General features: G+C 36.6%; 14 protein-coding genes and 1 pseudogene. 5 read left to right on the forward strand and 10 right to left on the reverse strand.

Annotation, left to right across the window (positions count from 1 at the left end; translation table 11 throughout):
- Window positions 1-57 precede the first annotated feature (57 nt).
- Together ASG46_RS14260 and ASG46_RS14265 are read left to right on the forward strand one after the other, a co-directional pair.
- Window positions 58-963: a LysR family transcriptional regulator gene (locus tag ASG46_RS14260; protein WP_019743043.1), complete on the forward strand. Its 906-nt coding sequence runs from the start codon at window positions 58-60 to the stop codon at window positions 961-963.
- Window positions 964-979: 16 nt separating this feature from the next.
- Window positions 980-1543, forward strand: a complete 564-nt coding sequence (locus ASG46_RS14265) for a GNAT family N-acetyltransferase (RefSeq protein ID WP_052320235.1) — start codon at window positions 980-982, stop codon at window positions 1541-1543.
- Between the two features lie 4 nt (window positions 1544-1547).
- Here the strand turns inward: ASG46_RS14265 and ASG46_RS14270 are convergent, their stop codons facing one another.
- Window positions 1548-2072 carry a DinB family protein gene (locus ASG46_RS14270; RefSeq protein WP_046343317.1) on the reverse strand — a complete coding sequence of 175 codons (525 nt, stop codon included), beginning with the start codon at window positions 2070-2072 and terminating at the stop codon, window positions 1548-1550.
- Between the two features lie 192 nt (window positions 2073-2264).
- Between ASG46_RS14270 and ASG46_RS14275 the strand changes: the two genes are divergently transcribed.
- On the forward strand, window positions 2265-2963 hold the full coding sequence (locus tag ASG46_RS14275) for an aspartate/glutamate racemase family protein (RefSeq protein ID WP_017359621.1): 699 nt from the start codon (window positions 2265-2267) through the stop codon (window positions 2961-2963).
- A gap of 23 nt (window positions 2964-2986) precedes the next feature.
- Complete coding sequence (locus ASG46_RS14280; protein ID WP_056704908.1) at window positions 2987-3862, forward strand: LysR family transcriptional regulator; 876 nt, start codon at window positions 2987-2989, stop codon at window positions 3860-3862.
- Window positions 3863-3894: 32 nt separating this feature from the next.
- Here ASG46_RS14280 and ASG46_RS14285 read toward each other — a convergent pair whose 3' ends face one another.
- The 9 genes and pseudogenes from ASG46_RS14285 to ASG46_RS14320 form a co-directional block, all read right to left on the reverse strand.
- Window positions 3895-4725, reverse strand: coding sequence for an SMI1/KNR4 family protein (locus tag ASG46_RS14285; protein ID WP_170916880.1), 831 nt, complete (start codon window positions 4723-4725; stop codon window positions 3895-3897).
- Between the two features lie 102 nt (window positions 4726-4827).
- Entirely contained in the window at window positions 4828-5001 is a 174-nt protein-coding gene (locus tag ASG46_RS14290) for a hypothetical protein (RefSeq protein WP_046343310.1), read from the reverse strand.
- Window positions 4991-6109, reverse strand: coding sequence for a response regulator aspartate phosphatase (locus ASG46_RS14295; RefSeq protein WP_039168816.1), 1119 nt, complete (start codon window positions 6107-6109; stop codon window positions 4991-4993). Before ASG46_RS14295 ends, ASG46_RS14290 begins: the two co-directional genes overlap by 11 nt.
- 206 nt (window positions 6110-6315) lie before the next feature.
- A complete protein-coding gene (catA, locus tag ASG46_RS14300) occupies window positions 6316-6966 on the reverse strand; it encodes a type A chloramphenicol O-acetyltransferase (RefSeq protein WP_082515495.1) in 651 nt (216 codons plus the stop codon).
- Between the two features lie 262 nt (window positions 6967-7228).
- Window positions 7229-7831, reverse strand: coding sequence for a YczE/YyaS/YitT family protein (locus ASG46_RS14305; RefSeq protein ID WP_056704913.1), 603 nt, complete (start codon window positions 7829-7831; stop codon window positions 7229-7231).
- Window positions 7824-8276, reverse strand: a complete 453-nt coding sequence (locus ASG46_RS14310) for a GNAT family N-acetyltransferase (protein WP_056704915.1) — start codon at window positions 8274-8276, stop codon at window positions 7824-7826. The genes ASG46_RS14305 and ASG46_RS14310 overlap by 8 nt, the downstream gene beginning before the upstream one ends.
- 641 nt (window positions 8277-8917) lie before the next feature.
- Entirely contained in the window at window positions 8918-10030 is a 1113-nt protein-coding gene (locus tag ASG46_RS14315; protein ID WP_056704918.1) for a Rap family tetratricopeptide repeat protein, read from the reverse strand.
- A gap of 226 nt (window positions 10031-10256) precedes the next feature.
- A pseudogene (locus tag ASG46_RS20655) lies at window positions 10257-10394 on the reverse strand (CatA-like O-acetyltransferase); the annotation flags it as partial.
- Window positions 10395-10625: 231 nt separating this feature from the next.
- Window positions 10626-11456, reverse strand: coding sequence for a sialate O-acetylesterase (locus tag ASG46_RS14320; RefSeq protein WP_048001667.1), 831 nt, complete (start codon window positions 11454-11456; stop codon window positions 10626-10628).
- A gap of 250 nt (window positions 11457-11706) precedes the next feature.
- Here ASG46_RS14320 and ASG46_RS14325 point away from each other — a divergent pair, with 250 nt between their 5' ends.
- Window positions 11707-12153 carry a MarR family winged helix-turn-helix transcriptional regulator gene (locus ASG46_RS14325; RefSeq protein ID WP_056704920.1) on the forward strand — a complete coding sequence of 149 codons (447 nt, stop codon included), beginning with the start codon at window positions 11707-11709 and terminating at the stop codon, window positions 12151-12153.
- The last annotated feature ends 5 nt before the right edge of the window (window positions 12154-12158 follow it).

A 12158-nucleotide genomic window follows, 5' to 3' on the forward strand; every position in this document is an offset into this window, starting at 1 on the left:
TCATTCATTGATCAATACAATAATTCATATTATGATGATAGGAAAATACTATCATTAATGAAAGGATGGCATATGGATACTCGTCACATTACCTATTTTATGGCTGTATTCGATCATTTACATTTCACAAAGGCTGCAGAGCAACTAGGTATATCACAGCCTACATTAAGCCAACAGATTCAGCTGCTTGAGGCTGAAGTTGGGATGCCGCTCTTTGACCGAATCGGTAAAAAAGTAGTTGCAACTGAAGCTGGTACGCTTCTTTATCAATATGGCATGAAAATGCTTCAGGCTGAACGAGATGCCAAAAATGCCATGAAAGAACTGTTATCTGAACAGCGGGGTACCGTTCGGCTTGCCGTCCTTCCCTCTGATCTTGACTTTCAGCTTGTTCCGCTTTTTGTAGAATTTAAAACGCTGTATCCAGAGATCAACCTAAAGGCTTTTTCGACCATCTTTGTTCGTGACGAAGTGCTCTCACATAAAGTCGATATCGGAATTGGGCTGCGCGGGCCTGCGGATAAACGACTGATTCAAATTCCACTTGGCGATGAGCCCTACGAATTGTTTGTTCATTCAGACAGTGAACTGGCAAAAAGGCGTGAAGTGACGCTAAAAGAGCTGACAAAGCATGCACTGGTCATGTATCCAAAAGGCTATCTAGGAAGAGATTTGGTCGATGACGTATGTAAAGAACACGGTTTTGAATTGGACACGGTCATGGATGTTGGGTCTGCCACTTCATTATTGCAGTTGGTTGAAGCCGGGATCGGTGCCACCATCCAGCCAAGAGGGCTGTTAAAGCAACATTCAGCATGGCCTAATATTGTCTCTATCCCTATTTCTGCCCCTGCTCCTGTTCGGCATCTTGAATTAACGTATTATGCCGATCGATTTGTGACCAAAGCGCAAAAACAGCTATCTGAATGGCTAATAGACTTTTTCAAATCAAGAACAAACTAAAAAGTGAGGGTAACACATGAAGAATGCAAACAGCATATTTACAAGAACAAACCGGGTTGTGATTCGCCAATTTGATCAGCAGGATATTGAAGCATTTTATCAATACCGTTCAAACCCCTCTATTGCCACATTTCAATCTTGGGAAAACTACACGCACGAAGACGCTGAATCATTTGTACAACACCAAATGACGCAACAACCTAATCAACCAGGGACGTGGTTTCAATACGCGATTGCCTTATCTGAATCCAATCAGCTGATAGGAGATTGCGCCATTCATACACTCAGCAGCGAGCCTAGAATCGTTGAAATAGGATTTACACTCGCGCCTGAATTTCAAGGAAAGGGCTATATTCATGAAGCCTTGAATTCAATGATCGAATATATTTTCACTACACTGAACAAGCATAAAATCATTGCCTTTACAGATGTACGCAACGAAAAATCCATTCGAGTGCTGGAACGTTTAGACATGAGACGCGAAGGACATTTGCTGCAAAATTATATGTCGAAGGGACATTGGGTCGATGAATATCAATATGCCATTCTTCAATCTGAGTGGGCCGCGAAGCGTCATTAAACATTTATTTCCTATTCAAAATCCCTAAATAAGCGCTCCACGGTCCTACATCGGTTCGATATCGTTCCGCCATGACCCGAACAATTTGGGAGATATGGGTGAAATCATGGACAACCCACGCAGAAAGTAATTCGCTCACTTGCACGATGCCAAATTCTGGATGGACGCCCTTTTTCTCTAGATCAAGACTTGAGTGTGTCATACGCTGAATGTATGACACATTCTCCATCCGCACATGATGAAACTCCGCTAGTGCTTGTTCTATCTGTCTTTCAGTTTGATTCAAATGGGCGTAGCGGTCAAATGCAGGAAATGGGGTATTCTCTCCATCAGCAAGAATGACACTTAATCGAGGAATCCAGTTGGATTTCTCTGCTTCAATCAAATGTTCAATGACTTCAACGGGATTCCACGTTCCCTCCCCTTCACGACTGTGAAGCCAATCCTTCGATAAACCTGACAAAAGACTTTCTAATGTACGAGGAGTTCGACTCAACATATCTAAAGCTTCATCCAAATTGAAATTCATATGGTAGCTCCTTTATCAATTTTTCTTTATTCTAATGTTTTTTGATTAGATTGCAACTCATACCTCAAAACAGATAAAGAAGAAAATAAAAGCTGCTTTTAATCAACCTTCTATATACAAATAGAACTTTTCTATAACACTCACCATCCTTTCTTTTTTTATAATAGAAAAAAATGAAATGTGGTGATATGCATGTCTACAACAATTGGTATTATGGGTGGTATGGGCCCTTTAGCGACGATTGATCTGATGAAAAAAATCATTTCTCATACACCAGCGATAAAAGATCAGGATCATCTCCATGTAATTGCTGATAATGATCCGCAAATCCCTGATAGAACCAATGCCATATTTGGGAAAGGCGAAGATCCTACAGAATATATGATTGCATCAGCTAAAAGATTAGAACGCGCAGGAGCGGACTTTATTCTGATTGCATGCAATACCGCTCACTTCTTTTTAGAAAACGTACAACTAGCCACTCATATCCCTATTATGAATATGCCATTAGAAACCGCAAAGCACCTGAACAAACATCACTATACGTCTGTCGGCTTACTATGTACTGATGGCACATTAAAAACCCAGCTCTATCAAAAGGCTTGTGCCCATCACAAGATTGATGTCATGACTCCTAGTGAAAATCTTCAGAAAAGTGTGATGAATGGGATTTATGCCGTGAAAGCAGGGAAATTGAGTAAAGGCGAAAGTGAACTGGCGTTAGCTGCAGAAATTTTAATCAATCAAGGAGCAGAAGCCATCATTGCCGGCTGTACAGAAATTCCTCTAGTTCTAAGGTCAACCAAAGCTGTGAAAGTGATTGACCCTACTGTCATTTTGGCGAAAGAAGCTGTAAAATTAGTGTATGAGCTTGAAAAGCTAAACATTTAAAGAACGTCATATAAGGGGATAACATGAATATTGAGAATATAGAAGCGTTTATTTATGTATGCCAGCTAGGCAGTATCAATAAAGCTGCAGAAGCACTGTATTTAACCCAGCCTTCTGTTTCGGCACGTATTCAATCGTTAGAAAAAGAATTAGATCTGAAATTATTTGATAGACAGAGAAATAAACTATCTCTGACGGAAAAAGGTGAACAGTTTTACCCGCATGCCAAAAAGATTCTCCATTCTTATCAAGAAGCAAAGCATAGTCTCAAACAAACGATGATCCCTTATGAATTGACGATTGGATGCGCATCCTCTATTTCCAATAATCTATTGCCTAACATATTGCCCGCCCTAAAAGAAAAATACGAAAACCTGAAAGTGAAAATTGTAACAGGACATTCAAAGGATGTTGTCCAAAAAGTGATTAACAACCAAGTAGACTTTGGCATTGTCAGGACTGAAACACATCCTCAAATTGAATCAATCCCGATTTTCAGCGATCCAATCGGGCTGTTCGTCCCAACTCATCACCCGCTTGCCAGCCTAGGCAACATCAATATGAATGAACTAGAAGAACAACCTTTTATTTTCTTTGACTATGGGTCATTTGATTGGTTGATGCTCCACCGATTATTTCAAAAAAACAATATTACACCGAACATCTCCATTGAGGTTGATCATATGGAAACTGCAAAAAATTTAGTGCTGCAAGGAATGGGACTATCGTTTCTACCTCATCATTGTGTTAGAAATGAAGTAAAACAAGGAACATTAAAACAAATTTCAATTGAGCCATCCATCGATTTCAACATCAATATTGAGTTTATCTATAAAAAGGGAAAATCCAAATCCGTTTTCATTGATCAACTCAAACAGTTTTTTCATGAATTAGATTAAAAAAGCCCTTTTTAGGGGCTTTTTTTCTTTCACTATCTTTTTTTCACTGGATGAATGTCCCCTCCCAAAAAGGCGATATTCGGATCTCCACTATTTTCTAGAAATTCTGCCATTTCTTGCAGCTCTTTATTGATACAGTCATTCCTTGGCATATCTGGGTTTAACAGAAGTTTGGAGTAAATAGCAGTAGCTGTTTCATACAAGACATGTTGATCTTTTATCTGTTTGATGCACTGTTTCATGCGCATGAAGAACCATGCGATCTCTTCAATGTCTTCCATCGGATAATGCGCTATTTTGAAGAGATTCTGCTGACGAAGGTCTCCTCTCTCAAAAATGAGTTCAAGCTCTTCTTTACTGATATATAAATCCGAAGCTTCCTCCTCAATCTCTACTACTTCAACCATGGCGTCGTCAGCTGTATATAACCGCTCAACAAATTCATCGAAACTATCTGCCAGCTTAAAATCTACTTCCAGCTCTAAATCAAAATAGTGAATAGGAGGATGTTCCTTCGTTTCTCGGTAATCCATGGCGATCCATGTATCTTCTTCCCCGCTGATGAAAATAAGTCCCTCTGGCATCTCCAATTCATCACTTAACTGAGCGCTATTCATAATTCCATCATCTTTGGCGATTCCTCTTAGATGGTCGAATTGAACATGATCCTCTGCCCATGAATTCGGCCGATCGGTTGGAAAAGCATTACGAACTGTAAAACCACCATTCCATTCTAAAATGAGTTTTTTGTATGTATCAGGTAAAGTGACACCAAGCGTTCCCTCTGCTTCACGAATTTGTTCCTCATCTATCTTTTCTAACGTAAAAGGACTCTCTTCTTCTTTCTCCCAGAATGATTTCAAACTCCTCGTATCTATCTGAGATAAGTATAACATTGACCAACTGTTCATTTACTCATTCTACTGTATAAAAAAACAGACTCTTAAAGTCTGTTTTAATCTTGTCTATACGTTTTCAGAAGTTGTATTTCGATCAATCATAGTCATGTTTCGATTTGATTTTTGTTCCTCCATTGTTGTATTCCGAATCGATTTCGTTTCAATGATTTTTAAAGTTTCTGCTGTTGAAACACTTAACAATACAATGGATACAATGATTAGTAATTTTTTAATAATCATACAGACACTCTCCTTTTTGAATATCATTTTGAGCCTTAAGAGCCTTTCTGTAATATTCGGCAGCTTTTTCAAAGTCCCCTTTTTTTTCATAAAATAACCCGACACTTTGAGCAAATGCTTCCACATAGACATGTAGTTTCTTTTCTTCAAAAATATCAAACACTTCTTTCAAAGCTTGTTCATTAGTATCCATATAAATAGCTTTTAATGCTTTAAATAACAAGACACTTAGCGAATCATTTACCTTTGAGGAATATATAAGTCCATCTTCAACGAGCAGATCCGCTTCATCACTTTGATTAGACTTGTACAGCGACCAACATAAACTAAATAGAGTGATTGGCTTTATGTCACTATTTTCCGAAGAAATGACATCTAACACTTCTTTATAATGCTTTATTGCCTCTGTATACTTTGATTGCCTATCATATGTATTACCAATATTTAATAATGTTTTTGCTACTAAACGTTGATCGTTTGCGCCCACAGCAATTGAATAAGCAGTCTTTAAATGTTGCAACGACTTTTCATATCTCATGAAATCATCATAATTTCCTGCAATGACAATTAGACTTTGAATTTGGCGAACTTTATACTGCTCATGTTCTTTATAAATATCTAGCGCCTTTATGATGTGATGCATAGACACATGCGTTTGCTTCATAATATAGTAGGCCTCAGCCACCTTGAAGTGAAACTCCGCTTGCTCAATATCATCGACAACCAGTGCAAGCTGCCTTTCAGCGATCTTGTAATATTGAATAGCCTGTACATATTCTTTCTTACTAAATTCATGCATTCCTCTAAAAAAAGCATTGTAATATTGCAACATACCGGAAAGTTGATGATTAGAATTCTCAATTTTATCAACCAATTCAGAAACAGAAGGAGATCGTTTTTCTGAAGGTTTAATATAATCGAGCATAAGCTGATGGCGAAAACACATCAATTGATAATAAATGAGCAGATCTTGATCCTCTTCCATTCGTTCAATTTCTCGTTCGACCTCAGCTTTCAATATCTCTGCATCTGGTACACTGAATTGTCGAATCATTTTATACCATTCATTGATTTTCACACCTACATGTGAAGAAAGAACTTTCTCCATCCCTTATCCCCCTTCCACTGAACTCCCTTATATGACATTTATTATCACATACAAGAATTTACAAAGCACCGAAAAGAAACCGCAAAAAGAACAAATATAGCCTTAGTAAACCTTTGGAACATTTTCATTCTCATCACAAAACAAAAAGACAGACTCATTTCAGTCTGCCTTCATCTTCTAGATTTCCATGAGCATACCTTTTGTCTTCAGGTAATTTGCATTGAATCATTTAACCACTCTTCACAATGTTCAATAAGCCACCTCAAATATTCCACATATTGACCGGCATGATAACCGTCACAAACAGCATGATGTACTTGAATGGCGACTGGCAAGATGATTTTTCCTTCTTCCACCTTAAATTTACCTAAGGTAAATATAGGCAGTAAATAAGCTTCATCTGTAGATACATTAAGGTTAAAAGAAGTAAAATCAATCCACGGCAGACTTGAAATATTGAACATGTTTTCTGGCATATGAGGTTTCGGAAATAGGTTGTTACTTTTGCTGTAAGTGTCCATGTCCGCTACACAGCTTTTATAAAACCGAGCAAAGTTTTCGTCATAAGGCGTCCAAATACTTGAAAACGTCTGTGTTTCTTTATTTAAAATTGTATAACTAGGATGGAGAATCTCCCAGTAACCAAGTGCATCGTCCACTTGATCCATCCGAAATTCCGGTATATTTTGCACAGCTCTTGCTAACAAATAAATTTGCACAGGATATACTTTTAGCCTTTTTTCTTTTAATATTGCATACAATTTTGTGATGTCTAGATCGATCACCAGACTATATGTGCATCGGGTTACCGTCATATAATGATGAAAGTGCTCTTTTCTCGGATAATTTTCATCTATTTGTTTTCTGTTTTTACCACCACAATCATCCTTTCAAGAGTTATGTCATGTTTCTGTCCATTCAAAGTCTACCATGAGCTTTGTTTATGATAAAGCCTCCAGCAACTCTTCGTAAGTAATCTTCCCTAACGTGAACTGTTCTAGTGATATATATATTTCTCCCCTGCCAATATAGAATTTGTAATTATCAGCGCTATCCTCTATTCACTTCTACCTTTACTATAGAAGCTTTTTAATTGATTTATCGTACCCAGCCAAATCATCAATTTGATAATAACCGACGGTTAACAATAGGCATGAAAAAGTGAAGAATGATGCCTCCGAAACAAATAGTTAATATGGTTCCAACACCGATAGGTCCTTTGCATATAAAAGCTAATATGAAGAAAAATGCATATAATATTGTTCTCGAAAATGCGATCGTTCTTTTTGAAATATCTCGAAGAATGAGTGTTAAATGATCAATTGGTGTTGATGCGAATTTTGTTTGAAGATATACGGCTGTTCCAAGACCAATGAATATCAAACCAGCTCCAAAGCAAGTCAGTTTGCTAAACCACATACTTGTATCAATGACATATTTGATGAGGAGTAACCACAGATCAATACCGATTCCAGTCACGAACGCTGTAATCAAACCTAAAAAAACAGGTTTTTTTCTCACTAATATAGAATTGCAAATTAAGATGATGATAGAAATCAAGACCTCCCAGCTCCCTACGGTAAGACCAAATTCTTTGGAAAGGCCAACTAAAAGGGCATCAAATGGGGAAGCACCTAGTCCTGATTGTATTGTTAATGAAATTCCTAAACTTAATACGAGTACACCTAAACCGTAAGAAACATACTTTTTTTTATTAGACATGATCTCTACTTAAAGATAATTCTTTTATCATTAAAACGTGCAGAATCCCGTCTTCCATAAATTCATCTGAAGCAGTTTGAAAACCAAGTTTTTTATAAAAACCTTCTGCTTGTGTTTGTCCATGCAGCTTTATCTTTGTAATTCCTTTTTCTTGCATGATTTTTTCCAGTTCTCTGATAATCACTTTGCCTAAACCGTACTGACGATAAGGTTTTAGGATGCAAATTCGTTCCAATTTACCTGTACCATCCACAATACGCACCCGACCTGTGCCGACAGGTTCATTCTCATGGTATACCAAGACATGCTGACATTGTTCCTGAAGAGTGTCAAATTGATCAAATTCTTCAGACTCAGGTACTTGCTGTTCATCAATAAAGACCGACTTTCTAATATTAAGAGCAACTTGTAAGTCATTTTCAGTTGTTATTTTTTTTATATGCATTGTTTATCAATCCTTTTCTGATATTAGTCTGAACCAGGTGAAGCATTTATATGGTCTTATACTAGTAAGAATAAAATATTTTTATTGCAATTACAACAAAAATGCAAGTTTTTTAAGATAGTGGGCATTTTGCAAGAGAAAGAAATTGAGAAAGCTGGTTTTAGTAGTGAATGTCGAAGCGGAATTAATGCGAACTATTGCGCCACTTATCAGTTTGGTATCTCTTGGCGTTACACTTCTCACTTTTGGTGCCTTTGTTTTTTAGTGATTAACATTTGAAGAAAGTTCTCAGAAAAAAGCCCCTAGCCATAAAAGTCAGGGGTTTTACTTTGTCCTTCCCCGAAAAAGACTGATTTAATAAGGTTCTATGATGAGCCTTTCTGATAAAAAATGTGCATTTCTGAAGAAAACTGAAAAGGTTCGTCCCCAATCTGTCCCAATAAAAAAACAGACCGTGGAGGGCCTGTTTTCATTTTGCCTATACGTTTTCAAATATTGAGTTTGGATCGATCATCGTCGTGTTTCGATCAGTTTTTTGAGGAAATACAGTGGTATTTCGATCAGTTGATTCTTTTGAGTAATTAAGAGAACCCAGACAAGCAGCACCTACCAATAAAGCGGCGCTAATCAATATCTTCATTTTAATATTCATATAAACACTCCCCTTTTTGGATTTCGGTTTGAGCTTCTATGGCGGTTCTATAATAATCTGCTACCCTCTCCGAATCATTTCTTTTCTCATAGAGATTTGCAAGGCTTAAAGCAAACTCTTCAATATAAGGATACAACTTCTTTTCTTCTAATCCTTTAAACATTTTTCGTACATTTTCAATACCTTCATCGACATAAATTGTCTTTAATGAATTGAGCAATGTTTTATAAAACAGATTGTTTTCTGCTGTTGCACTTTTTATTCCTTTAGCGATATAATCAAGTGCTTCTCTTGTGTTATCACTTTTAAACAAGGTCCAACTTAAACTAAAAAATAATCTTGGTTTAATATCTTCATTGTTTTCGCTCATCTTATCTAGTCCTTTTTTATAGAAGGACGCAGCTTTAATATAATCCTGTTGCCTGTCATACGTATTTCCAAGATTCAAATAAGTTTTAGCAATTAATCTTTGATCATTTATTTCTTCAGCAAGATTTAGTGCTTTATGTAAGTGGGGGAGCGACTTCTCATATCGTTTAAAATCATCATAATTTCCTGCGATCACAAATAGACTTTGAATTTTTCTCACCTTATAAAGATCATAACGATCATAAATCTCTAGCGCTTTTATAATATGGTGCATAGAAACATGGGTTTGTTTCATGATGTAATATGCTTCTGCTACTTTAAAATGGAATTCTGCCTGTTCAATTTCATCTACAACAAGCGCCAGCTGTCTCTCAGCAATCTTATAATATTGAATGGCCTGTACATACTCTTTCTGACTGAATTCATGCATACCTCTAAAAAAGGCATTATAGTATTGCAACATTCCAGACAGTTGATGGTTAGCATTCTCTATTTTATCGACTAGAGCGGAAATAGATTGATCGAATGAAGGTTTTATATAATCAAGCATAAGTTGATGTCGAAAACACATTAATTGATAATAGATAAGAAGATCCTGATCTTCTTCCATCCTATCTATTTCCCATTCAACCTCAGCTTTCAAAATCTCTGCATCCGGCACACTAAATTGACGAATCATTTTATACCATTCATTTATTTTCACACCAACATGTGAAGAAAGAACTTTCTCCATCCCCTTACTCCCCTTCTACAATATTTCCTTATATTACATTTATTATGACATACAGAAATTTACAAGGCACCGAAAAGAAACCGCAAAAAGAACCATTGTACATCAATAAACCTTTGGCACATGTCTTTATCCTCACAAAACAAAAAGGCAAACTCATTTCAGTCTGCCTTCATCTTCTAGATTTCCATGAGAATACCTTTTGTCTTCAGGTAATTTGCATTGAATCTAGCCTTTTTTCTTTTAATATTGCATACAATTTCGTGATGTCTAGATCGATCACCAGACTATATGTGCATCGGGTTACCGTCATATAATGATGAAAGTGCTCTTTTCTCGGATAATTTTCATCTATTTGTTTAAACATTTTTTATCTCCTCCTGAATGTAATTGCTTGTATTCAGGAGGAAGCTTTATCTGTTTTTACCACCACAATCATCCTTTCANATTTTCATCTATTTGTTTAAACATTTTTTATCTCCTCCTGAATGTAATTGCTTGTATTCAGGAGGAAGCTTTATCTGTTTTTACCACCACAATCATCCTTTCACAAGATATATCATGTTTCTGTTTATTCAAAGACTACTATGAGCTTTGCCTACGTTAAAGCCTCCAGCAACTCTTCATAAGTCATCTTGCCCAACGTGAATTTTTCTAGTGCTATATATGTATTCTCCGCTGAGGTATTCATTCTATTATGACAGTCATTCACTAGCTCATGTTCATTTGGTAATGGTTCATGTATATGTTCTGTTTTTCGAAATGCTTCATAGTATCTTATACCAAATATTCTTTGGGACATCGCATTGATGTGAATTCCGTCCGGATTAGGTATAAGGCTTTTCGCAGTAACATAATAACAATTTTCATGATGATTTGCATATTTTTGTAGTATCTCATTGATCAGTTGATGTTCCACACATCCTGCGCCAAATGCTGTCTTTCCTAAGAAATCGCCCAAACCACCTATCACAAGCGGAATGTTAGGTACAGATAATTCAGTTCTCAGTTCATGAAATAATCTTCGTATTTTTTCATCGTATTCTTTGTATTTCCCATCTTGGCTGTCACTTTCTCCTTGATGCCATAATATTCCGGCCAATTCGCTATCTTCCCTTGCAAATTTAGCTTCATTTATTGCATGACGAAATAATGCCCCATCTCGTGACCACTCATCAATGGAACTGCCACCTTCGGCACATGGGATAAGACCAATCTTCTCTCTCTCATGCTCTTTACACCAAGCCTCCGCAAAAGAAGCCGCTAGTCCTACGCCAGCTACCGGTCTATCAAAATGGATGGGTTCAGTCATCATTTGCCATCTACCATTTCGCAACATCATGATTCTTTCATTATAAATTGGTGGCACTTCATGCTTGAAGCCTCGCCCCGCCATATTTGATTGTCCAATTAGTAAAAATGACTTCATATTTTTCTCCCCCTCTCTTCATTTTTCATATTTTGTTGAAAGAACAGTAAACAGTAATTACTTAGGGTAAGATCCTGATGCATCTATCAATCAGGTGGATCGACTATGATCAATCCACTTAAACCATTTTAACAAGAAGAAATCTCTTGTCCATGTTGTCATATGGGCTGACGTTAAACTTGTGAAAAAAACATATTTATGTATAATACAATTGATGTATACTACATGAATTTTAGGAGGGTGACCTTTTTTGAAAAGAGAAGATGCCTTAAAACTAAGATCAGATATTAAGAAAATGATTATAATAACTGGGGTTTTTGAATCTCAAAATTTGCCCAATGGACCATTTGAAAAACCTCTACCAACCTCTCAAATGATGGCGTTAGAGGAACTAGAGATAGAAAAATTAACTGTTTGGCAACTATCCAATAAACTTAGATTAGAGACTTCAACTGTAAGTAGATTGGTAGATAAGTTAGTAAAAAAGGGACTTGTTTATCGTGAAGTAAATGAAAAAAACAGAAGAGAACTTTTTCTGCACCTCACAGAAGAAGGTCACATTACTGTTAATCGCTTAAGAGAACAATCCCTTACATTTTATCAACGTATCCTCAATAATTTATCAGAATCAGAACAAAAAATAGTTGTGGATGGTTTTGAATTATTTATTGATTCTATTTCTAAGTCTTTTGATTAGAGTGA

It is taken from the genome of Bacillus sp. Leaf49 (assembly GCF_001426125.1).
GTDB lineage: Bacteria > Bacillota > Bacilli > Bacillales > Bacillaceae > Bacillus > Bacillus altitudinis.

Coding starts and splice junctions, on each gene's coding strand:
- ASG46_RS14320 (WP_048001667.1), bottom strand. CDS start 11,456: ATGAAGTCATTTTTACTAATTGGACAATCAAATATGGCGGGGCGAGGC.
- ASG46_RS14290 (WP_046343310.1), bottom strand. CDS start 5,001: ATGATTATTAAAAAATTACTAATCATTGTATCCATTGTATTGTTAAGT.
- ASG46_RS14315 (WP_056704918.1), bottom strand. CDS start 10,030: ATGGAGAAAGTTCTTTCTTCACATGTTGGTGTGAAAATAAATGAATGG.
- ASG46_RS14260 (WP_019743043.1), top strand. CDS start 58: ATGAAAGGATGGCATATGGATACTCGTCACATTACCTATTTTATGGCT.
- ASG46_RS14265 (WP_052320235.1), top strand. CDS start 980: ATGAAGAATGCAAACAGCATATTTACAAGAACAAACCGGGTTGTGATT.
- ASG46_RS14280 (WP_056704908.1), top strand. CDS start 2,987: ATGAATATTGAGAATATAGAAGCGTTTATTTATGTATGCCAGCTAGGC.
- ASG46_RS14310 (WP_056704915.1), bottom strand. CDS start 8,276: ATGCATATAAAAAAAATAACAACTGAAAATGACTTACAAGTTGCTCTT.
- ASG46_RS14275 (WP_017359621.1), top strand. CDS start 2,265: ATGTCTACAACAATTGGTATTATGGGTGGTATGGGCCCTTTAGCGACG.
- ASG46_RS14270 (WP_046343317.1), bottom strand. CDS start 2,072: ATGAATTTCAATTTGGATGAAGCTTTAGATATGTTGAGTCGAACTCCT.
- ASG46_RS14295 (WP_039168816.1), bottom strand. CDS start 6,109: ATGGAGAAAGTTCTTTCTTCACATGTAGGTGTGAAAATCAATGAATGG.
- ASG46_RS14305 (WP_056704913.1), bottom strand. CDS start 7,831: ATGTCTAATAAAAAAAAGTATGTTTCTTACGGTTTAGGTGTACTCGTA.